This is a genomic window from Anabaena sp. 54 (assembly GCF_017355725.1).
GTDB lineage: Bacteria > Cyanobacteriota > Cyanobacteriia > Cyanobacteriales > Nostocaceae > Dolichospermum > Dolichospermum heterosporum.
Genome location: NZ_JAAVWA010000004.1, coordinates 69277 through 91397 on the forward strand (window position 1 = coordinate 69277; position 22121 = coordinate 91397).

Genomic DNA, 22121 nt, shown 5'->3' on the forward strand with positions numbered 1-22121 from the left:
GCCAACCTACCTATCTCCATGAAAATAGCGGTCAAATAAAGCTTGTGCAGATTGGCGGTGTTGTTCCACTAATTGAGGAGGGGACAACATTTCTGCTTTGTCCATATAACGATAAACCCAGCGGCTAAATTCATTTAAAGACCGAGGTGGTAAATCTACAGCATATTCTATATAAGTATGTTGCCCAGTTTTATCAATCAATCCAGTGGTGATTTTTTGATGAGGATGACGACGCTCTCCTTCCAAAATAAATGCTGATACTGGCGGAAAAAACCGGACTTTCACATTAATTAAGTTGAGAGTTCCATCTAATTCTAATTTTTGCGGTTCTGGTTCACCTAAATTTAAACCCCAGCCATTTTCTAGTAACTTATATGCTTTAACTAAACTTTCTTTTTGTTTTTCTAAACCCCTGGGCAGGATTTTAATAAAAATACAATGATTATTAAAACGGTTTAATCTTCCTATGGCTAAATGTCCATTTTCACAATATTCATACAGTAAATACCAAGCAATATCATGGTAAATTAATTGTAGGGGAAAAATCTGTATCCGTCCAATCCGATTAAAACCATAAAAGTCATTACTCCGAGAAATTTCAATGGCTTCTCCCTTACTAATAGCTTTTTCTAATAATGGTAATTTATGAAATAGTGTATCGCGGGTTTCTCCCTGAATTACCATTTCCTCTGGGTCGGTATGAATAATAGCCCGGTTAAGATGTTGCCGAGTAGGATAAAAAAAATCACCCTTGAGTTCCATATCTAACCCACGTAATCTTTTACTAAGAGTTTCATGAATGCGTCTAGCTTGGGCATCACCTTGATATTGAGCTTGAGAGGCTAAAGCATTAAATGCTACTTTTAATTCTGCGATAGAAAGCGCACCAGTACCTAAATAATATCCCCAACGATACATCCGCCGATCAAGGATAGCGTAACGTCTGAGGGTTTCTAAATCTTTGCGTAATGTCGGAATTGCTGGATATTCTGCGGGTAATTCTATATCCAATTCTGCTGCTAATTTTTGCAGATATACTTTCACAGAACTAATTGCATCATGATTCTCATTGTTACTGAGATCAAAAAAATCAGGACTACCTATACCTGGATGTTTTAATAATGTAGCAATTAACAGCAGTAAGCGTTCAAACGCTAACCGTTCTGTGTAAGGATGAGTAGGTTTTTTAGGCATGGTAAAGGAATCACTGGCAGGAATTTATAGTAAATTAATCTCAGTGCAAAAAGAAAATATTTAGAATGCTAATAAAAATTGGCTGTAAGCATTGTCAATATTGCTTTAGGGAAGATAACTATAATAATTTAGTTTATAACCTTTTTCTAGCTTTTGGCTAATTCTGCGGTTATGGTAGTCAATATCATTACTTTGAAGTCAGTCTTTTTAGCACCATGTATATTTCCCGACGTTCTGCCACTGTCAGAAATGTTTCTATATCTACTGTTAATGGTGGTATTACTTTAGTGATTTTGTTGATTGCACCTTTAGGTTTAGCAGCAGTAATTATTAATACTATGTTAGTCGCTGTTGCTACTTATATAGTTGCCAGTGCAGCCGATAAGTAGGTTGGCGTTGAAAATTGTCGTTATGGCAAGGCAAAAGGCAAGAGGCAAGAGGCAAGAGTGAAGAGGGTTTGGGCGATTTTACGTTTCTTTACACAGTTTGGTTTTATTGTGTTCACCTACTTAGAGTTGTTTTGTGGTTAGAACCGGAACAGAATGCAGAATTAACATCTTCTGGAAACGGTGAATATCGTTCTCCCAAGAAATCTAATTTACAACGTTGGTGGCGTTAATAATGTAAGTTGCTAGTTAGGTAAATTGTCAGAACCAGGATGTCCAGGATTAAAGGATGAACAGGATGAAATTTCTGTTTTCATCACCAATTAAGTAGGTTAGCCTTGAAAATCGTCGTTATGGCAAGGCAAGAGGCAAAAGGCAAGAGGCAAGAGTGAAGAGGGTTTGGGCGATTTTACTTTTCTTTACACAGATTGGTTTTATTGTGTTCACCAATTACCTATTACCAATTACCCATTACCAGCTTCAATGAGATAACTAGCAACTTGAGTTAATAATTGATAATTTCATGCAAACTCTTTATGTTTCTGAGCAGAATTGCTATGTGTGTTTACAAAAAGAAACTTTGCTAGTTAAGCAAGGGGAAACTGTATATGCTGAAGTCCAGTTACCTCTGTTAGAGCAAATTCTGATCTTTGGGAAATCCCAATTAACCACCCAAGTTATTCGTGCTTGTTTATGGCGAGATATTCCCATTGCTTACTTATCACGCATGGGTTATTGCTATGGCAGAATTTTACCCATTTCTAGGGGATATCGGCAGTTATCACGTTATCAACAACAATTATCTCCCGTAGAAAAGTTGATTACTGCTAGGGCTATGATTAAAGGTAAGTTAAAAAATAGTAGGGTGTTGTTGCGAAGACAAAGGAAAAAAAAGGAATCGGAGCTTTTAGAACGGGTTTTACAAAGTTTAGATTATCTAGCTGACCAAGTAGCACAGGCTGATAATTTAGAACGGTTAATGGGGTTTGAAGGTGCGGGTGCGGCTCAATATTTTTCGGCTTTTAGTGAATGTTTAACAAACCCTGATTTTGTGTTTTCTGGTCGGAGTCGTCGTCCTCCAGGAAACCCAGTGAATGCCATGCTAAGTTTTGGTTATCAAGTTCTTTGGAATCATTTATTAGCGTTAATTGAAATTCAAGGATTAGACCCTTATTATGCCTGTTTACATCAAGCTCATGATGGTCATGCGGCATTAGCTTCTGATTTAATTGAGGAGTTTCGCGCCCCATTTATAGATTCTTTGGTCATGTGGTTAATTAATCGCAAAATTGTTAGTGCTGAAGCTGATTTTGAGTTTAAAAATGGTGGCTGTTATTTGAATAATGCGGGAAGGAAGAAATTTCTACGGGCGTTTTTACAACGGATGTCTGAAGAAATACAAACTGATGAGGGAATTAAACAACCAAAATGGGATTTATTAACTAAACAGGTGAGGGCTTTTAAGCAGTTTGTTTACAATCCTAGTCATCATTATCAACCCTATCGAATTGACTAAAATTATGTTAAGTAGGTGAACACAATAAAACCAAAGTGTGTAAAGAAAAGTAAAATCGCCCAAAGCTTCTTCACTCTTGCCTCTTGCCTCTTGCCTCTTGCCTTCCCATAACGACAATTTTCAATGCTAACCTACTTATGTTTTTGTATGTGATTGCTTATGATATTCCCTGTAATAAACGGCGCAAAAAAGTAGCTGATTTATTGGAAGGTTATGGACAGCGTGTACAGTATTCTGTGTTTGAATGTCAATTGAGTACAGAAAAATATCAAGATTTACGTCGTCAGTTGAGGAAAAAGCTGAAGTTAGAAGAAGATAATGTCAGGTTTTATCCTTTGTCTCGACATACTCTATCTCAAGTGGAAACTTGGGGTGTGGGAATACCTGTGATTGAACCACCTAGTTCAATTATCATTTAGTTGTTGCCGATGTTTGGGAAAAATAGCTGAAGTGTTGATTTTATGGTTGTGAACTTCGGTTGCTTATTGGATAAGGGTTACGCGGTTTTTAATGGTAGTTTTGTAGGCTGGTTGGCGGTGATTTTTGCTGACCTTCGGAAAGTGGGTCTAGACTCTTTGCACAGCAAGGGGTTAAAATGAAGGGATTCCCACTCGCTGGGGATATTAATTGAATGGAAACGTTTTCTTACTTCAATGATTATTTCGGCAATACTCAATTCCCACTCGCTGGGGATATTAATTGAATGGAAACTAACGATATATTCCTATGACGTAGTAATAAATACCCAACTATATTCCCACTCGCTGGGGATATTAATTGAATGGAAACGAAATTCCTTTCCCTATCCAATATCTAAGATGATCATCAAATTCCCACTCGCTGGGGATATTAATTGAATGGAAACGATCTTCTTTCTTAGGGGATTCTATCTCTATCAAAATTCCCACTCGCTGGGGATATTAATTGAATGGAAACCGAATATAATTTTGGATATCTATATCGGATAATTCTTTATCATTCCCACTCGCTGGGGATATTAATTGAATGGAAACATATAATCTTCAGGGTCATGGTTGAAGAGGAAACCATTCCCACTCGCTGGGGATATTAATTGAATGGAAACTAGAGAATCCAGGGCGATCGCTCAAGAACAGGTGAATATTCCCACTCGCTGGGGATATTAATTGAATGGAAACGATTTTTTGGGATTTACATACCATGTAGCTACAGGATTCCCACTCGCTGGGGATATTAATTGAATGGAAACAGTTTTAAAGAGGTTTTTGGGATTATCCTGGAAATATGCAAATTCCCACTCGCTGGGGATATTAATTGAATGGAAACCCTTATTTAATTTTTCTTGGCGTTCTTCGATTTCTGATTCCCACTCGCTGGGGATATTAATTGAATGGAAACAGTTGTTTCTTGGTGGACAGGTTCTCAGTAGGTAAACCGCCAATTCCCACTCGCTGGGGATATTAATTGAATGGAAACGAAATAATCTTTGATCCTTGCTGATATCTGATGAAAGATAATTCCCACTCGCTGGGGATATTAATTGAATGGAAACATCAATCCGAGGGGATCAATAAGATTTTCTTATCGGAATTCCCACTCGCTGGGGATATTAATTGAATGGAAACGGAACGAGGTCTAACTCTGCCCCCTCTTCAAATCTTTCACCACATTCCCACTCGCTGGGGATATTAATTGAATGGAAACATAACAAATTGGTTGGGTGCTATCAAAACGATTAAAATTCCCACTCGCTGGGGATATTAATTGAATGGAAACGCTTGGAAAGTCTGCCATTTATAGCTGTAATTTGTCATTCCCACTCGCTGGGGATATTAATTGAATGGAAACTTGATAGAGAATTAGGATTGATACAGGTTATTCCTCTGGATTCCCACTCGCTGGGGATATTAATTGAATGGAAACGTATGTGTGTATGTCAGTTTCTTCTTGCCTATCGCTGTACAATTCCCACTCGCTGGGGATATTAATTGAATGGAAACCCTATCTCTAAGTAATCTTTAGCTATGTTACTTTTATTCCCACTCGCTGGGGATATTAATTGAATGGAAACCGTTATTGTTGTTTTGTAGATGCCAACTTCTTCCTTCAATTCCCACTCGCTGGGGATATTAATTGAATGGAAACTTGTATCTAGCGATCGCCCCATTACTCCCAATTATTGCCAATTCCCACTCGCTGGGGATATTAATTGAATGGAAACAACGCCACCACGACTAAAACCTTGCTGTTTTTGTAAATATATTCCCACTCGCTGGGGATATTAATTGAATGGAAACAGGGGAGGGAGGCGATCATCAGGAGTATATATAAATACATAATAAAATATTTACTGATATTTTGAGAATCAGTAAATTGTAACTATCAATGTTTGGTAAGGGAAACGCTGTAACTTGATAGCTGCATAAACAATAACCCATGTCAAAGACAAGAAAATATTTGTAATAAAACTCTCAAAGTGAGGAAAAGCTTACAGAGTAAGAGTTAGAGAAAACCTTACAAAAATCTTGAGATATTTTAGATTCCTAGACAAATACTGAATCGCGCTCTTATAATTCATCTATAAGCTACACAGGGGATCTACCGATGACGGCAGAATATTGGCGGGCTAAGATTTGGGGGTTACTACATGACCCTGTATTAAAGGCATTACATGACAACACAGGACGGGGTAAAAATAGCTTCTATAAACAACTAGAAGTAATGAAAGCTTGGGTTGAAATTGGCAAAACCCCCGATGATTCTCGTGGTAAAGCATTAGCAAATATACTATTAGCAGACTATGTAGCTTCAGCAAGTGATAGATCCGCCATTGGTGGTACTACGGAATTTATAAACTATGACCCTGAAAAGGGATTAGAAATTAGACATTTACTATCTGGTGCGAAACAGGATTTTAAAGTTAGTTTTCACAAAGAATTAATCAATGGTAAACGTGCGGATTTTTTATCTAGAAAAGAAGAGAAATTATTAGAAATACTAGAAACAGCACCACAAAAATTTCAAGATGAAATTCAAGATAATATTCCCAAAATTAAAGAATTATATTGGTGGCTATGGCGTTGTTTACCTAAAGTAACCTGTGATATCTTTGAAGATAGTTCTTTAATGTTAATGCCAGCAGAAACCAGGATTCCTGATGCTTCAATTTGGAGTCATGTAAGTATGACATCAGCCTTAGCTGGTGGTTTTGCTGGATATGATTTAACATTAGATGAAATTAAAAACTGGCCAAGAGGTAAAGCAGTTTCTCATCCTTATTTAGCAGTATTTAGCTTTACCCCAGTACAGGAATTAATTAAATCTAGTCGCAAAATGCGGGATTTTTGGGCGGGTTCTTGGTTATTACATTATTTATCAGCTAGAGTTTGTTGGAAACTAGCCAATCAATATGGACCAGATACCTTACTTTATCCTAGTTTATATGAACAACCATTAATTGACCATTGGTTATTACAACAATATCGAGATTTTTCGCCATATATAAACCAACCATCACCAGAATCATTATTAACTGCTGGTTTTCCTAATGTCATAGTATTGGTATTGCCTGAAGCTAAAGTACAAGCAGCAATGCAAACAGCCCAACAAACTCTGTTAGAAGAATGGTTAGAAATTGGGGATTTAGTATTAAATGAATTACAAGATAAACGGCATTGGATGAAAAGTTTAGACCCCAATCATACCACATGGAAAGGATGGTTAAAATCCCAGTGGCAATTTTATTGGACAGCATTACCAATTGGTAAACAAGGGGAAGAATTTAAATGTTCTGCTAACGAAAGCAAAAATCAAGAATTTGAAACCTGGTCAAGATCACAAAATGAAACCTACAATTTAATCAACAATAAAAATCGGCTTTTCAAAGAACCAGAAAAAGATTTATTACAAGAATCCTATAGAGTTCGTCAACAAAAATATAAAAGAGGATTTAGTGGTAACATTGGTTCATGGTGGCCTTATATCTTTGACGCTACCCGTGCGGCTTTAGCATCAGTTAAAAACGCTAGAAACTGGGAACTCCCCACAGCATTTGGACCACGTTCTACAATTTCTGGTATTGGTTCAGTTGTGAATCCTGATAATAAAAATAAGGATAAAAAAGACTGGATAACGGAAAGTAAAACTAAGGAATTATGGGAAACACAAGCAGGTTTATTTGACGGTACAGAACAACTAAACGCTACCGAAGTTGTCAAACGTTGTTTGCATAAAATTCTACCTGATTTATTAGAAATAAAAGAAGAAGATATTGCAGCATCTTATCCAGATTTAACTTCAGGGGTGGCTGGCTATTTTAAATTTAATGCAGAAAATCGTAAGCATCAAGAAAATTTTGACAATGCCTGTCAGGAAATATTAGCAACATTTCCTAGTGCTAAAACCATAATTGATGAAATGTCTAAGAAATGGGGTATTCCCTGGATAGATAATCCAAATAATAATCCTCATTCGCAAGAATATCATTGTCGCTTGTTAAATTCTGGTTGGTTAGTAGAAGATTTACAAACTCCAGAATTGAACATATTAAAAGCAAAGTTAGATAAAGCTAATGAAGAAAACAAGGAGATAATTAGAAAACAAATCATTGCCAAAAAACGTGATTATCGTGAGGAAATTCAAAAGATACTTACTAAACATTATCCCAACAATAACCCATCAGATTGGTATGTATTAGCAGCCGGTGATGGTGATAGCATGAGTGAATGGTTAAAGGGTACAAAAATGAAACCATACAGCGAATATATTCCTGATGGTTTTGCAGATAAAGTTACCCTGAAAAACTTCCCAGAGTTTCTAAAACTCACTAAAAGAATGGGACCAAGTACCCACAGTGCATTAAGTCGGGCATTATTAGACTTCTCTAATCAATTAGTTCCTTACCTCACTCAAACCCGCTATGCAGGTAAACTAATTTACGGTGGTGGTGATGATGTTTTAGCCTATACGAACCTCTGGGAATGGGATAAATGGTTGTGGGATATCCGCCAATGTTTTAGAGGTGCTGAAGACCCCCATGAAGAGTTTAGTAATAAGGGTGATTATTGGCAATATTTAAAAGATGATGGTAAAAAAGTTGGTTTAGTTGATCGTCCATTATTTACAATGGGTAGCGCAGCCACAATTAGTTTTGGTATCGTAATTGCCCATCATTCAGTACCGTTGGCGATCGCATTGGAAAGCCTCTGGGAAGCAGAAGACGCAGCCAAAAAACACGAATATTATCATGGTTGTGAATTACCAATTGAAAACTGTGGTCAAAAAGATTGTTTTAACAAAAAAGATGCTGTACAGGTGCGGGTATTATATGGTAACGGTAATACTTTAAAATCTACCGCTAAATTCGATGTTTTCTATCAGTGGCAACAATTAATCATGTGTGAATCAGACAGCGCCATATTTGAACAAGCAGCGAGTCTGTGGAGTCAACATCCAGCGCCGATTTTTGGGGCAATTCTAACTTGGACGCAAGTATTTTGCGATCGCCGTGACCAATTCCAAAATGATGAAGAGGCGAAAACAAAGTTTCAAGAAAACCTAGCTAATTTTCTCAAAGCGTTATTCCTGACCACCCAAAGCAAAGAACTAGACAACGAAATTCAAAGTTGGCTGAAACTTGCGGCATTTGTGAAACGTAACCGTGATATCAAACTAGGAGGTGATAATTAATGCACTGGTACAAACTCACACCACTAGATATATTGATGTTACGAGATGCCAAACCATTTTCACCACAAGAAAGGGCTTGGGCAGGTAGTGTATTTCCTCCCAATGGTCATACTATTGCTGGGGCATTACGGGGTTTATTAGGAAAAGAAACATTTAATATAGTTGGTCCGTTCCTCTGCTATGAAAATACAGAAAACACCTTATATCTTCCGCGTCCGTTGGGGTTTGTGAAATCTACAGCCCTTGTCCCTTTGAAATGGGAAACCAAATCTCATATAAATAATGCCTTGTGGGATGAAACTCAACCTTGTCCTTTAGTTAAACCTCATAATGCTAAAGATGAAGATGAGGAAGATGAGAAAGATGAGGAGAAAATAAATAGTTTACAGAAATGTGAAGAAAGTTCTGAGGTAAAATTTAGACAATATTTACCTTATTGTGTTGTTAAGAACTATTTAGAAACAGGAGAAATTAATAAGGACCATTGGCAAGTCGTTGATGGTACTCACGAAGATAAACCCTGGACAATAGAAACCCGTTCTCATAATAGTATTGAACCCGGAACTAAACAAGTCAAAGATGCCGATGGGTACTTTGTGGAAAATGCTATTAGACTACATCAAAATTGGAGTTTTGCTATAGGAATTAATCACGAAATTACAACACCTGCTACAATCAGATTAGGAGGAGAAGGACACAGAGTAATTGTAGAATCTTGTCCAGAATTGGGGGAGCAATGGCAAGAATTACAGAAGATTTCCAGTGATAATTTTAATCATCATGATAAATCAATTGCTTATTTAGTTACCCCAGGGGTTTTTGAAAGACCACATACAGATAAGCACCAACAAAGAATGAATTTATGTCGTCCTTATCCTTGGGAATGGAAAATCAAAGATGGTAATTTTGTGAGTATGTCCACAGATAGACCAGTCCCAATCAGTTGTAGAATCAGGGATAAAGATGATGTAAAAAGTATTCCTGCACCCCAGGTTTTTGCAGCACCACCGGGGAGTTTATACTATTTGAATAAACCTCAAGGATTGTTTCAGGATCATACTGATTCTCGGATCAATAACTGGAGACAACTGGGTTATTCGGAAATGTTGTGGATTAAATATCAAGGAAAAAGTGAAGAAAATTCATGATTGAATACATCTATTTATATCTATTGTCACCATTACATACAGGCGGCACAACTCAAGAAGGTAACTTGCTAGGAATTGCCCGTGAATCACATACTAATTTACCTTACATTCCGTCCAGTACAGTTCGTGGTAAAGTTCGGTCAACTGTCACAGACAAAGATACACAATATCAACTATTTGGCAATGACTTAAAAGATGGCAAATTAGAACAAGGTAATATTTGGATTGGTGATGCTTCTATATTATGGTTGCCAGTACCTTCATTAAGTCATAGTGTAGTTTGGGTTAGTTGTCCTCTCTTATTACAACGTTGGCAACGTTTACAGAGTAGTAAATTAACTATACCTCCTGAATATAGCTGTAACTTTGCTAATGGTTCTGCTGTTTATCTCAAAGATGCAATTATTAAAGGTAATGAATTAAAATCTTGGACAAACTCAGAAGAATTTGTACCAAAATCATCAGCAACAACTTCTATAAATCGTTTATTAATTTTACCAGATAAACATTGTGCTACATTAATTCAAATGAGTTTATGGCGACAAGTAAAAATTAAACTTGATGAACATAAATCTGTAGATGGTGGTTTCCGTTATGAAGAAGCAATTCCACCGGATACACTTATGTATTTACCTTGGGGAATTACATCACAAGCTAATGGTACATCACAAAAATCTTACGATGATTTCAAAAGTTTATTAGCCGCTAATGAAATTTTGCAGATTGGTGGGCAAGAAAGTTTAGGACGTGGATTTGTCCAACAATGGATGTAAACTTCTAAAGAGAATTAGAAAATTTGTCTGAATCAGGATATCCAGGATTTCAGGATTTACAGGATGAAAACAATAATTTTCTGTGTAAAACAGATTTCTAGCCTGTAAAAGTGTAGTCAGAAAAAGGAAATTAATATGACATTTGACCCTAGAACAATTGCCACACCAATTTATGACGCTTTACATAATTTGCGTTCACTACCCAATCAAGATGATACTCGTTTAAAACAACAAAAAAGTCAAGCGGTAGAACTATATACTTATCTTTCTACTTGGGGAATGATGCGATTAAAAGCTGAAGAAATGGCATTACCTAATGGGATGTTCGGTAAAAAACAAGTGGTGGAAAAATTCTTTGAATGTTTACAAGCAGTATCAGGAATACCAAACTTATCAGGTCAACAAGGTTTAACAACCCTAAAAAATCTTGGTACAGATGAATATTTAGGTATCACAGGTTTAGGACTAGCTTTATCCCAAGAGTTTAGTTTTTGGGCTACTGCTGTTTATTCAGATATTCAAGGAGACTAAAATTATGGTATTTGAAAGACCTCAAACCAATCAACCTAGAAGACCTCAACCACCTGCACCTACCACACCAGATGTAAACAGACCCAAGAAAGTAATTAACGTTCCTGTGGGTGGTAATGGTAGCGGTAATTCCGGTGGTCATGGTGGCGGCAATGGTAATCCTGGTGGTCATGGTGGTGGTAATAATCAACCTCCTATCCCGTCTCCCTGGTTGAATCCAGATAACCCACCTCAACCACATTCAGAAGCCAGTTTTGTAGAATATCTGCGATGGATGCGAACTGCTTGCAGCAGCGCTTCGCTATCGCCAGATACCGATAATAAATACAAAGACCCCACCAAAGTCCAAATATTGCAAATGGCAGAACGGGGGGCAAACTATTCCAAGCGATTACAAGAACTCACAAAACGCACCAAATTAATCGCCCAAAATAGTTTTTCAGTTCAATGTCCTTGGAGAATTAGAGTAGGAGGACATAGAGGACCAGAAAGTATTTTATTACCTGCTTTTGATGCTTTGGGTATTCCTTATATTCCTTCTAGCACCCTGCGTGGTGTGGCCAGAACCCAAGCTATCCGGGAAATCATGGCACAGCAAAATATTGACTGGAAAAATGCAGAAAAACAAATTGCTGCTTCGTTTGGTTCAGTAGAAACTAATAATAAAAAAGATCAAGCAGGTAAAGTAGTATTTCTAGACGCTTATCCTTTAGGTGATCAAAATATACTAGCTGTAGACATGGCTAATAATATCTGGCAGTGGGATAATAATTCACCCAAATATAGCCCCAATCCTAACCCGTTTCTCAGTTTAGAAAAACCCATGTTTATGATTGGGTTACGGTTAGCTAGTAACTGTCAAGATAAAGAGATATTAGAACAAGTAAAACAGTGGTTAATCAAGGGCTTACAAGCTGGTGTGGGTTCTCAGATTAACACAGGTTATGGTCAACTAAATCCGGCAGGTATAGGTAATCATAAACCTGAAAGTGAATTTTTCCGAGTTGAATTTATGATAGAAGGCCAGTTAATTCATGGTAGACAAAAGTTTAGAAATGTTAATCAACCTTATCAAAAAGACAGAGAAGGTAGACTAAAAACTGATAACAAGGGAAATTTAAAACCGGATACAATCAATCATCCAGAAATCCGCCCAGTTGCTTTTAAATCAATGTTACGTTATTGGTTTAAAAGTTTTACTTTGGGGGTTTTAGAAACCGCACAAGTCCAAGAATGGGAAGCTACAATATTTGGTGGTATTACTACCCCCAATCACAAATTTGGCTGGTTGATGATTAGAACTTTAGAGGTAAAATCCAAAGCAGTAAAAAGCAACCAAGATGAACAAGAAGGGATTTTAACATTACATTATTCACCAGAAATACCTGAAGATAAACAGGCTAATTTGCAGAAATTAGTTAAAAATCTCACTTGGTTAATGTTTCATTTAGGTGGTACTGGTCAAGGTGCAAGAAGACCTTGTTATTCTCGTCAAAAACATCCTTATTTGCGTGGTTCAACTCTAATACCTGGTAGTAAAGATTCATTTTGGAAATTACCAAAAACTCCTAAAGAATTTCAGCAATTATTTCAACAAAGATTAGAAGCATTTTATCAAGCATTACAAGCATTAGGCGTTAATTTCAATTATCGGCAGCTAAGAAATTGTGGAATGGTAAACTCTTTTACATGGACTGAAGCATTAGATATTAATGCCAAAATTATAGTTGTCAGTAATAAAGATGATGAGAATAAGGGATATGCACTAGAAACTTTACATAAATATTTTCACCAATTAGAAAACCCAAACTACAGTGATGCAAAAAATCTATGTGGTGGTGTTAAGAAAGATTTCCCCAACGGAATAAAACGTGAAGTAATTCCTTCCCCTGTCTGGATTGCAGATTTAGGTGATTACCAAGTAGTAACAGTATTTGGTGCTAATGCAGATCCTCGTCAAAAATATTTAGAAACATTACAAAATAAAGTTCAAATCTTCCCCCTATGAAAACAACAAATAACACAAATCAAGTTAGCACCCTCATCATCACCGTAGGAACTAGACAAATAGGATGGCGTTGTAAAGATAGTATCATTCGTTCCTTTGGTGCAGATGGTAATATTAGTTATCCTAAGCATATCAACGAACTCTACCAAGAACTAGGAATAGAACGCGGTAAACATCAAGATGAAGATGGTAAAACCTATCCTTGGAGTGGTCGAGATTTAGGTCAACGTTATTATGAATACTGTAAAGAATGGTTAGGTGGCGATTTTAGTAATGTTGAATTATTATTAGATAAAATTGTGATTGAAGGAGGAGTAAACCAAGGTTTAAAACATATTATTTTATGGGGAACAGACCAACCAGCAAGTATTACTTGGAATTTTCGCCGATTAGATACTTTATGGTTAGCAGAATTAATGAAAGGAAAAATTAAAAGTTTATTTCCTGATGTTAGAGTTGATATTCACTCACCAAAAATTAATGCTGGTAATAGTGATGAAATCCGAGAAGAATTAGAACAACTGGTTTTAAAAGAAGCTATAAGTATTAACGAAAATCAAGAATTTATTCTATGGATACAAACTAAAGGATGTACCCCTGTCATTGCTTCTAATGTAGAAATATGTGCAGCCGCTTTAGTACGTCAATATCAAGTATTTAATGCTAGTCCTAATGAACCAAAGGAGTTTTTCACCACTTTAGAAAATGGTTTAGTTACTGCTAATCATTCCCAAACTTTCAGTTTAATTTCTATGGCTGAATATTTTTGGTCACTAGAAAAAGTAAAAATTCAGTCTGCTTGGGAACGGGGAGATTTTTCAGAAGCACAAATTTGGCTGAAAGTCCATCAACATCGTCATCCAGTATTATATAAATTAGCAGGGTTTTTAGCACAATATAGTAATTGGGAATCTAATAAAGATTTTTACCAAAAACTCAAAGATTGGGTGAGTTCTAAGGATGCATCTAAATTAGTCAATGCAGAACAAGTTGAAAATTGGAAAACCCAACTGCAAAAGCTGCAAGATGACAAAATTACTAATTTATGGGAGTCTACCCTGATATTAGAATTAGCATTAAATCGGGAAAACTACACCACAGCATTTATTCAATTCGTGCAGATTTTAGAACAATTATTATATCTGCAATCTATCAATCAAAAATGGTATGTCAAAGGTTGGATAGTTAATCATCAAGATGAGGCTACCCTACAACAATTAATGCAAGGTTGGTGTATTTACAAAAAATTCAAAGAAGATAATAAATGGTCAAAATTAATGACCGATATTAGGAAAAAGCGCAACACAATTATTCATGATGGCGAATCTATAACTTCAACGAAAATTAGCTATCTTTGGGCTAACAATGGATTTGACGGGGTTAAGATACCAACAACACCAGAAATCATTAAAAAGCTGATGATGGGACTACTCAAGGAAGTTAGCACTCCCCCCAATCTCAACAATCTATTAATGCGCTCTTTGTATCAATGGGGATTGCAATACTTAGAAGATACAATTTAACCAATAATTGAGCGATCGCCCATACATCAGAGCCAAACAGTTAACCGTTGGGAAAATAGGCATTTTCAACCTTCACCTATTGCTATGAAGTTGATGCAACAAAAGCTTCAAAAATCGGCGTTGCTGAATCGAGGTATGAAATTTCCAAATTGAACCTTTAAAAATCTTACCTTTGCGTCTTTGCGCCTTTGCGTGAGACTAAAATTCATACCCTTAATCAGCAACGCCCAAAAATCCTGCTAAATTCAGAGGGAACAGAAAAAACTCATGTTTTTGAAAAGATGGAAATAATGGCACTGTTTTTTCAGACTAAGCATCTTTTTTTTGACTGAAGCTCTAAACTGGTGAAAATGAGTGTTTATTACCCATTACCCATTACCTGTTCCCTTTTTTGCAATGAATAACAATGATTTAGCTTTTACTCCGGCTTTAGAGTTAGCACAATTAATCCGTCTACGGGAGGTGTCGCCTCTAGAGTTGGTGGAAGTATATTTGGAAAGAATTGAACGCTTGAATCCCCAATTGGGGAGTTATTTTACAGTTACGGCAGATTTAGCGATCGCTGATGCTACAAATAAAACAGAATTACTAACTACAACTTCAGAATTACCGCCGTTTTTTGGTGTGCCAATTTCTATTAAAGACTTAAGTGCAGTTGCAGGTGTTACTTGTACTTATGGAAATCCAGCACTGTTAAACAATATTGCCAATCATGATGATGGCGTGGTGACGAAAATTAAACAAGCGGGATTTATTATTCTGGGTAAAACCGCAACTTCTGAATTAGGTTCTTATCCTTACAGCGAACCTATGGGATTTCCCCCAGCCAGAAACCCTTGGAATTTGGCATATACTCCAGGTGGTTCTAGTGGTGGTGCAGCGGCATCGGTAGCAGCAGGATTAAGTGCGATCGCTCAAGGTTCAGATGGTGGTGGTTCGGTGCGTGGTCCGGCGGCTTGTTGTGGTGTTGTGGGCATTAAACCAGCCAGGGGAAGAGTCTCTAAAGCCCCTGTAGGCGATCGCTTGGGGGGCATCGCTGTTGATGGTCCCCTTGCCCGCACGGTGGCGGATGCAGCCGCTATGTTAGATGTAATCTCTGGCTATGTCACTGGTGATCCTTATTGGCTACCAGATCCCCAACCATCATTTCTGTCTGCAACTCAAGTTAAATTAGATCCTTTAAAAATCGCTTTTAGTACCAATATTCTCCCCTTTGGAGAAGCTGACGCTAACTGTCAACAAGGAGTATTTAAAACCGTCGAGTTATTGGCACAATTTGGACATCAAGTTGAGGAAAAATACCCAGATTTTAGCAATTTAATCGAACCATTTAAAGTAGTTTGGCAAGCGGGAATCGCAGCAGCGGGAATCCCGTCACCAGCTTTGCAACCTTTGAACCAATGGTTATTCGCCAAAAGCGGTTCTGTGGCTGAATATCTGCAAGCACTTTCCCAAATGCAAATAGTCTCTCGGCAAATTATCGCCTTTTTTGATACTGTAGATGTATTGGTATTACCAGTTTATTTACATTCTCCCATTCGCGTCGGTGAATGGGCAGATTTGAGTCCAGAAGAGACATTCGCCAAAATTGTCCACTGGGTCGCGCCTTGTCCTGTCGCAAATGCTACCGGATTACCTGCGATCGCTCTTCCCGTCGGTTTTGATAGCAATGGTTTACCCCTGAGTGTACAGCTAATTGGTAAACCTGCGGCTGAGTCTACCCTCATTAGTCTAGCAGCCCAATTAGAAGCCGCTAACCCTTGGATTCAACACCAGCCATCACTTTAAGTAGGTTGGCGTTGAAAATTGTCGTTATGGCAAGGCAAAAGGCAAGAGGCAAGAGGCAAGAGTGAAGAGGGTTTGGGCGATTTTACGTTTCTTTACACAGTTTGGTTTTATTGTGTTCACCTACTTAAGTCAGAATCAGGATTTACAGGATTTAAAGATTTACAGGATTGTTAGAGGGTGTTTGAAAAGTTATGGTTGATGTATCAAATATTTTTTACCCCGGGGTAAATTGAGGAATAATGGTGATTCGATAACTTGTGTGTACACCGTAGCTTTGTAAGGGGAAAGGGGGGTAACAATGTGATGAAAATTACGGGATACGACTTTTCAAACATCCTCTTATCCATAAAATAATCTCAAAAAACAGAAAGTTGGCAAATATTTCCATATTCAATCCTGTTAATCCTTCAATCCTGAGCATCCTGATTCAGACATTTTAACTAGCCAGTTTTGCCTGTTCACGAGCATCAACAACCAAAACTAAACAAAGTGCTGCAACTGCTTTTTCCCATTCTTCACGCACTTTTACATCTTCCACACCATCAAACAAACCTACCAACCGGGGAACAGCTTTTTCTAAAGCTGCGTGGGGAACGGGACGGTGTAATTCAACCAAATGATTGATACTTTCCTGATTATTAAGAAAACCAACTACCCATTTTGTTGTATGGTCTGGACTATCAGGAACATTCTGAACACCTAATTCATTTTTTAGCCAATCATAAAAAAGTGGTAAATGTTCAGATAAAACTGCACCGGCTGTGGGTAAGGTTTTTTTGAGTAAGCTAATATCTAAACTGTCTAATTCTTGTTTTAAAGCCCGTGAATTCAGCACCTCATTTAAGGGTGTGGAAAGTATTGCTTCTATTTCCGATTCCGAAAAATCTAACTTTTCGGTGAAAGTTGCAATTAAAGATTTCATTTTGTACACTCCAGAGATTATTCTCTAATCTGTACAATGATTATAGTAATGTAGGGTTATAACCTATTACCGGGTAATCCTGCATCTATTTCCTTTGTACCGGAGCATTCGCCAAAATTCATCGAAAAATTAGATTTTATTTGCTGATTGTTATTTACAAAAGTTAATTAATCTACGATTGATTTAACATCAGCAGCAATACATACACCACCATATTTTTTGATAATTGGTCGAACAGCTTCAGCTATTTGCCGTTCTTGTTCTTCATTGCAAATAGTCATTACATAACTATTGGTAAGTGCATGACCTTCTAAATCGTCAATAACTCGACCTCTGTATCCCTTACCTGTGACATCCTCAATAATTGTATATCCAGAAACACCTATATGATCTAGAATTTTTAACACCTTTTGTAGTTCTAAAGAATTGATAATTATTTCGACTTTTTTGAAAACTTGCACCTGACTATACTCCTATTGTCTTAATAATGTTGAAATACAAAGGTATACCAACAATAATATTAAACGGAAAAGTGATAGCTAAAGCCATAGATACATATAAACTGGGGTTAGCTTCAGGAACAGTCATTCGCATTGCTGCCGGTACGGCAATATAAGAAGCACTAGCACAAAGTACGGCAAACAAAAGAGCATTTCCTTCAGACATCCCAATTAATTTACTAATAAAGATACCAATAATGGCATTAAATACAGGCATAAAAATGCCAAAAGCAATCAAGAAAAGACCTGTATTTCTCAAGTCTTTGATTCTTCTAGCAGCTACCATACCCATATCTAGTAAAAAGAATGATAGCACTCCATAGAATATATCTTGGGTAAATGGATGTAATTTTTCCCAACCCTTTTCTCCTGTGAGAATTCCCACTATTACACTACCAATGAGGAGAAATACAGAACCATTTAAAAAGGCTTCTCTTAATACTTCACCCCAAGAAAACTTTTCTGCTTTTCCTTCTCCTTCTCCTGCTTCTAACTGACTTTTAGCAAAGAATCTCACTAAGACAATTCCCACAATAATTGCTGGAGATTCCATGAGTGCTAAAGCAGCTACCATGTGTCCACTAGAATCAATATTGAGAACTTTGAGAAAAGATTGAGCCGTAATAAAAGTAACGGCACTAATAGAACCATAAGTTGCAGCAATAGCGGCTGCATTATAGGTATCTAGTTTCAGTTTTAAAATGAAAAATGAGTAAATAGGAACAACAGAAGCCATGAATATAGCCGCTAAAAGAGTGAGGACAATTTCTGGATTAATGGCACTTTCTTCAATTTCATATCCACCCTTAAAACCAATTGCGAGTAGCAGGTAAAGGGAAAATAATTTGGGTAATGGTTGGGGAATTTCCAAATCAGATTGCAGAAAAATCGCCAGCATTCCTAAAAAGAAGAATAACACTGGCGGGTTTAAAATGTTGGACAATAGGGGGCTAGAATTCATTTTTTATTAATTTGATTCTGAGTTCGTAATTTTATATTTCAGGCTTAACTTTCCAATATACCTGCTGATATAGTATTTTGTAAATGGGTAGCATAATTATTAATAATTTTAACTGCGTGAACTTCATTTGCGTCGTAGCGTTTATAAAGCGTGCTAAGGACATATTGATATTCGCAAAAAACTTTTCCAGGGTCTTCTAGGACTTATTTAAGGAAGCAGGAATAAGTATATATAACTCTGAATCAAAAATAGGCAGGGGAAACGCATCCAGATTCATCCTTTACTGATATAATTAAAATCCATGTACAGTCATGGTTTTGGATTAACAAAAAGGATATTTGATCACAATAAAAGCGGTAAAACCAACTAATCTTATTTATCTATTCCTATCCGCAATCATCCACACTCTGGGATTTACTCAAAGGCGTTGATAATCCATCAATACTAATAAGATTCTTCTTTTGTTGATATTCCTTAACTCCTTTTTCCCCTTTCTTACTAGCCCAATTAACTAAAGTATCTCTTTGTCCTTGATATTCATACAGCGGGACACCAAAACCACAAGAAGTTTGCACTCGTTCAATATCTGCAATAATAATTTGTCGAGTTCCCGGAAGCGGAGGAAATAAAGGATAAAGAGAATCCCATTCGGGAGAACCCGGTAAAATAGTTTGTCCCTGACCATAAAGACGGAGAATACAAGCAGGTTCTTGAAAAGCGCAAAACATCAAGGTTATTCGTCCATTTTCCTGCAAGTGAGCAGATGTTTCATTACCACTACCTGTTACGTCTAAATAACCAACTCGGTCGGGGGAGAGAATCCGAAAACTTTCCAAACCCTTGGGAGAAAGGTTAACATGACCTGTCGAACTTAGCGGTGCTGTGCCGACAAAAAATATTTTTTGATTAATAATAAACTTTTGCAGTTCTTCGGTGATTAAATCAAAAAGTTTAGCCATAATTGGTAGATGTTTTTTATAAATTTAGTATTTTATACTATACTAATAAAGATTAACTTTTATTGGAAATGTCATCAATTTTTTTTCCGCCACTTATTCAACAAATTCATAGTGAAATCTGTGCTATTGCAGATACTAGATTATATGTCTTACGACTGGATATAATGCACCCTCATGTTAACGGTAATAAATGGTTTAAGCTAAAGTATAACCTAGTGGAAGCTAAAGAGAAAAATTTCTCAACAATTCTTACTTTTGGTGGCGCTTATTCTAATCATATTTATGCTACCGCAGCCGCAGGAAATCTGTTTGGTTTTCGGACTATTGGCTTAATTCGTGGAGAAGAAAATATCCCTCTCAATCCTACTTTACAATTTGCAGTAGCACAGGGAATGGAATTAGTATATATTGATCGTCAAACATATAAAAAACGTCATACAGAAGAATTACAAAATCAGTTAAAACAGCGATTTGGAGAAGCATTTATTATTCCTGAAGGAGGTTGTAACTTAAATGGTCTGCGCGGTTGTATAGAGATATTACAAACAGTGAGAGGATTTAATACTATCTGTTTGGCTTGCGGGACAGGAACAACATTAGCAGGAATGACACTATCATTAAGTCAAGAACAAAAAGTAATTGGTTTTCCTGTTTTGAAAGGTGGTGATTTTCTCAACGAAGATATCAATAACTTATTAACAAATTATCTAGCTTCTGGTTTACCAACACTTGTTAATACTCCTGCACCTTGGCAACTTATATGTGATTATCATTTTGGTGGTTACGCTAAAGTGACTAATAAATTAAAGCTATTTTGTCAAGATTTCCAACAACAATATGATATACCTTTAGATTATATATACACGGGAAAAATGTTTTATGGAGTGATGGATTTAATTGCAAAAGGGTTTTTTAAATCGGAATCTTTGCTATTAATCCATACGGGAGGTTTACAGGGTAATCAAGATGCAATATCTAAATTAAGCGTGTAAATTAGCCTGTTCTTGTAACCAAGGATCTACAGGTTGTCCGTCTTTGCGTTTAAGTTCTATTTCTATTACCATGACTTCCTTAGAACCGGGAGGTGCAGGTTTTTTATGAAAGAGAATTTCGTAATCTAAGGGGTTTTGATTATGTTCTTTTAACCAATCTTGAACTTTAGTAAGGGCAAAAAATGATTGTCCTTGTGCAAACATTTGGGTAATTTGCATTTGTAATGTGTAGGGATTAATGCGACTCATTTTTATTGACTCCTTTGGTATTTAGAATTATGATTATCTCACGCAGAGGCGCTCCAGACGCGGAGAGGAAGATTGAGTTTTTATTCTTCGGTGTTGAAATCTACTTTATCATAAATATCTGCTAACAAGATTTGGCAGGGAATAGAAGATAGGTTTAAGAGACTTCCAAGAAATAAATTATCCTAAGAAACGAACCACAGAGGCACAGAGTACACAGAGAGAGAATTTCTGCATCAGTTTTGGGACATTTTTTTATTTGGAAGTCTCTAAGCTACTATCTCCGTCTGTAAATTCAGAAAATATCCATTTATTATTATCGGTTTTAAAATACTGCTCAATGTGCATTGTGTATTGGTCAATTAAAATATATTCTTGTAAGCTGGGAATTGTCCGATAAGCTGCAAATTTTTCATCTCTATCATAGCTTTTGGTAGATTTTGATAATACTTCTGCAATCATCACGGGATTTACTAAAGTGTCTTTTCTTCCTTCTTCATATTCTAAGGGATTTTTCACAACCATAATATCAGGGTAGGTATGAATTTTTCTGGTGGGAATCCAAAGACGTTGATCTGGAACAAAGACTTGATAAGGTTGATGTTTGAGCGCAAAATTTAACATTTCGTAAAAATTGCCTGCAAGTTGGTTGTGATTGGGTGTTCCACCTGTCATGGTATAATTAATCCGTTGATATATTCGTGACGTATTTCCGAGTTTACCTCTAATTCTAGGTATTCTTCAGGTGAATAGTAGCGTGTTTCTTGTGCGAGGGTCATAATTTTAATTTATAGGTTTTATGGGTTGGCGATCGCTTCTACAAGTTTCTCGACTAAGTTATAATTATAACTTTTGTAGCGACTGTCTTGATTGTCAAGCGATAGCTTTGTATCTTAGAGGTATGTTAGAAGAATTGTTAGAAAATAACCCAGGTTTCTGAGATTGATTACACTTTTCACAGTGGTTCAAAAAGATGCAAACCAAATTACAGAGATTTTGCCCATCAG

Annotated in this window: 17 protein-coding genes, 2 pseudogenes and 1 CRISPR repeat array; of the genes and pseudogenes, 12 read left to right on the forward strand and 7 right to left on the reverse strand. The window is 36.7% G+C overall.

Features of this window, described 5'->3' with window-relative positions; translation table 11 throughout:
- Nucleotides 1-6: 6 nt before the first annotated feature.
- The gene (locus HEQ36_RS06565; RefSeq protein ID WP_039203888.1) at nt 7-1194 is read right to left on the reverse strand and encodes a WYL domain-containing protein; all 1188 of its coding nucleotides are present in this window, start codon (nt 1192-1194) and stop codon (nt 7-9) included.
- Nucleotides 1195-1409: 215 nt separating this feature from the next.
- Between HEQ36_RS06565 and csx18 the strand changes: the two are divergent.
- From csx18 to HEQ36_RS06620, 11 genes and pseudogenes are all read left to right on the forward strand, one after another.
- Nucleotides 1410-1580 (forward strand): annotated as a pseudogene (csx18, locus tag HEQ36_RS06570) (CRISPR-associated protein Csx18); the annotation flags it as partial.
- 17 nt (nt 1581-1597) lie between these two features.
- Nucleotides 1598-1813, forward strand: a complete 216-nt coding sequence (locus tag HEQ36_RS06575) for a hypothetical protein (RefSeq protein ID WP_081424284.1) — start codon at nt 1598-1600, stop codon at nt 1811-1813.
- A 290-nt stretch (nt 1814-2103) separates the two neighbouring features.
- Complete coding sequence (cas1, locus tag HEQ36_RS06580) at nt 2104-3096, forward strand: CRISPR-associated endonuclease Cas1 (RefSeq protein ID WP_168465205.1); 993 nt, start codon at nt 2104-2106, stop codon at nt 3094-3096.
- Between the two features lie 137 nt (nt 3097-3233).
- On the forward strand, nt 3234-3515 hold the full coding sequence (cas2, locus tag HEQ36_RS06585; protein ID WP_039203883.1) for a CRISPR-associated endonuclease Cas2: 282 nt from the start codon (nt 3234-3236) through the stop codon (nt 3513-3515).
- 184 nt (nt 3516-3699) lie between these two features.
- A CRISPR array of direct repeats spans nt 3700-5372; the repeat unit is 36 nt; unit sequence ATTCCCACTCGCTGGGGATATTAATTGAATGGAAAC.
- Nucleotides 5373-5679: 307 nt separating this feature from the next.
- Nucleotides 5680-8763: a type III-B CRISPR-associated protein Cas10/Cmr2 gene (gene cas10, locus HEQ36_RS06590; RefSeq protein ID WP_168636606.1), complete on the forward strand. Its 3084-nt coding sequence runs from the start codon at nt 5680-5682 to the stop codon at nt 8761-8763.
- Nucleotides 8763-9911: a type III-B CRISPR module-associated Cmr3 family protein gene (locus HEQ36_RS06595; RefSeq protein WP_168636605.1), complete on the forward strand. Its 1149-nt coding sequence runs from the start codon at nt 8763-8765 to the stop codon at nt 9909-9911. The genes cas10 and HEQ36_RS06595 overlap by 1 nt, the downstream gene beginning before the upstream one ends.
- A complete protein-coding gene (gene cmr4, locus HEQ36_RS06600) occupies nt 9908-10684 on the forward strand; it encodes a type III-B CRISPR module RAMP protein Cmr4 (RefSeq protein ID WP_168636604.1) in 777 nt (258 codons plus the stop codon). The genes HEQ36_RS06595 and cmr4 overlap by 4 nt, the downstream gene beginning before the upstream one ends.
- Before the next feature lie 135 nt (nt 10685-10819).
- Nucleotides 10820-11215: a hypothetical protein gene (locus HEQ36_RS06605; protein ID WP_168636603.1), complete on the forward strand. Its 396-nt coding sequence runs from the start codon at nt 10820-10822 to the stop codon at nt 11213-11215.
- 4 nt (nt 11216-11219) lie between these two features.
- Nucleotides 11220-13223 (forward strand): type III-B CRISPR module RAMP protein Cmr6, encoded by a 2004-nt coding sequence (gene cmr6 / locus HEQ36_RS06610; RefSeq protein ID WP_168636602.1) that lies wholly within the window; start codon nt 11220-11222, stop codon nt 13221-13223.
- Nucleotides 13220-14746, forward strand: coding sequence for a hypothetical protein (locus tag HEQ36_RS06615; protein ID WP_168636601.1), 1527 nt, complete (start codon nt 13220-13222; stop codon nt 14744-14746). The genes cmr6 and HEQ36_RS06615 overlap by 4 nt, the downstream gene beginning before the upstream one ends.
- A 396-nt stretch (nt 14747-15142) precedes the next feature.
- Complete coding sequence (locus tag HEQ36_RS06620) at nt 15143-16534, forward strand: amidase (protein ID WP_053541354.1); 1392 nt, start codon at nt 15143-15145, stop codon at nt 16532-16534.
- Between the two features lie 436 nt (nt 16535-16970).
- On the opposite strand, the gene HEQ36_RS06625 is transcribed toward HEQ36_RS06620, so the two are convergent.
- The 4 genes from HEQ36_RS06625 to HEQ36_RS06640 all read right to left on the reverse strand — a co-directional run bounded on the left by HEQ36_RS06625 (nt 16971) and on the right by HEQ36_RS06640 (nt 19876).
- Complete coding sequence (locus HEQ36_RS06625) at nt 16971-17456, reverse strand: hypothetical protein (protein WP_168636600.1); 486 nt, start codon at nt 17454-17456, stop codon at nt 16971-16973.
- Nucleotides 17457-17623: 167 nt separating this feature from the next.
- A complete protein-coding gene (locus HEQ36_RS06630) occupies nt 17624-17917 on the reverse strand; it encodes a P-II family nitrogen regulator (RefSeq protein WP_168636599.1) in 294 nt (97 codons plus the stop codon).
- Nucleotides 17918-17921: 4 nt separating this feature from the next.
- Nucleotides 17922-18917, reverse strand: a complete 996-nt coding sequence (locus tag HEQ36_RS06635; RefSeq protein WP_053540392.1) for a sodium-dependent bicarbonate transport family permease — start codon at nt 18915-18917, stop codon at nt 17922-17924.
- A 386-nt stretch (nt 18918-19303) separates the two neighbouring features.
- A complete protein-coding gene (locus HEQ36_RS06640) occupies nt 19304-19876 on the reverse strand; it encodes a pyridoxamine 5'-phosphate oxidase family protein (protein ID WP_168636598.1) in 573 nt (190 codons plus the stop codon).
- 68 nt (nt 19877-19944) lie between these two features.
- On the opposite strand from HEQ36_RS06640, the gene HEQ36_RS06645 reads away from it, so the two are divergent.
- Nucleotides 19945-20868 carry a 1-aminocyclopropane-1-carboxylate deaminase/D-cysteine desulfhydrase gene (locus tag HEQ36_RS06645; protein WP_168636597.1) on the forward strand — a complete coding sequence of 308 codons (924 nt, stop codon included), beginning with the start codon at nt 19945-19947 and terminating at the stop codon, nt 20866-20868.
- Here the strand turns inward: HEQ36_RS06645 and HEQ36_RS06650 are convergent.
- Together HEQ36_RS06650 and HEQ36_RS06655 are read right to left on the reverse strand one after the other, a co-directional pair.
- A complete protein-coding gene (locus tag HEQ36_RS06650; RefSeq protein WP_027404460.1) occupies nt 20857-21117 on the reverse strand; it encodes a hypothetical protein in 261 nt (86 codons plus the stop codon). The genes HEQ36_RS06645 and HEQ36_RS06650 overlap by 12 nt on opposite strands.
- A gap of 267 nt (nt 21118-21384) precedes the next feature.
- Nucleotides 21385-21893: pseudogene (locus HEQ36_RS06655) on the reverse strand (Uma2 family endonuclease); the annotation flags it as partial.
- Nucleotides 21894-22121 lie beyond the last annotated feature (228 nt).

Excerpts from the sequence above, each read along its gene's own strand:
- HEQ36_RS06565 (WP_039203888.1), bottom strand. The coding sequence starts at position 1,194 with ATGCCTAAAAAACCTACTCATCCTTACACAGAACGGTTAGCGTTTGAA.
- cas1 (WP_168465205.1), top strand. The coding sequence starts at position 2,104 with ATGCAAACTCTTTATGTTTCTGAGCAGAATTGCTATGTGTGTTTACAA.
- cas2 (WP_039203883.1), top strand. The coding sequence starts at position 3,234 with ATGTTTTTGTATGTGATTGCTTATGATATTCCCTGTAATAAACGGCGC.
- cas10 (WP_168636606.1), top strand. The coding sequence starts at position 5,680 with ATGACGGCAGAATATTGGCGGGCTAAGATTTGGGGGTTACTACATGAC.
- HEQ36_RS06595 (WP_168636605.1), top strand. The coding sequence starts at position 8,763 with ATGCACTGGTACAAACTCACACCACTAGATATATTGATGTTACGAGAT.
- cmr4 (WP_168636604.1), top strand. The coding sequence starts at position 9,908 with ATGATTGAATACATCTATTTATATCTATTGTCACCATTACATACAGGC.
- HEQ36_RS06605 (WP_168636603.1), top strand. The coding sequence starts at position 10,820 with ATGACATTTGACCCTAGAACAATTGCCACACCAATTTATGACGCTTTA.
- cmr6 (WP_168636602.1), top strand. The coding sequence starts at position 11,220 with ATGGTATTTGAAAGACCTCAAACCAATCAACCTAGAAGACCTCAACCA.
- HEQ36_RS06615 (WP_168636601.1), top strand. The coding sequence starts at position 13,220 with ATGAAAACAACAAATAACACAAATCAAGTTAGCACCCTCATCATCACC.
- HEQ36_RS06620 (WP_053541354.1), top strand. The coding sequence starts at position 15,143 with ATGAATAACAATGATTTAGCTTTTACTCCGGCTTTAGAGTTAGCACAA.
- HEQ36_RS06625 (WP_168636600.1), bottom strand. The coding sequence starts at position 17,456 with ATGAAATCTTTAATTGCAACTTTCACCGAAAAGTTAGATTTTTCGGAA.
- HEQ36_RS06635 (WP_053540392.1), bottom strand. The coding sequence starts at position 18,917 with ATGAATTCTAGCCCCCTATTGTCCAACATTTTAAACCCGCCAGTGTTA.
- HEQ36_RS06640 (WP_168636598.1), bottom strand. The coding sequence starts at position 19,876 with ATGGCTAAACTTTTTGATTTAATCACCGAAGAACTGCAAAAGTTTATT.
- HEQ36_RS06645 (WP_168636597.1), top strand. The coding sequence starts at position 19,945 with ATGTCATCAATTTTTTTTCCGCCACTTATTCAACAAATTCATAGTGAA.
- HEQ36_RS06650 (WP_027404460.1), bottom strand. The coding sequence starts at position 21,117 with ATGAGTCGCATTAATCCCTACACATTACAAATGCAAATTACCCAAATG.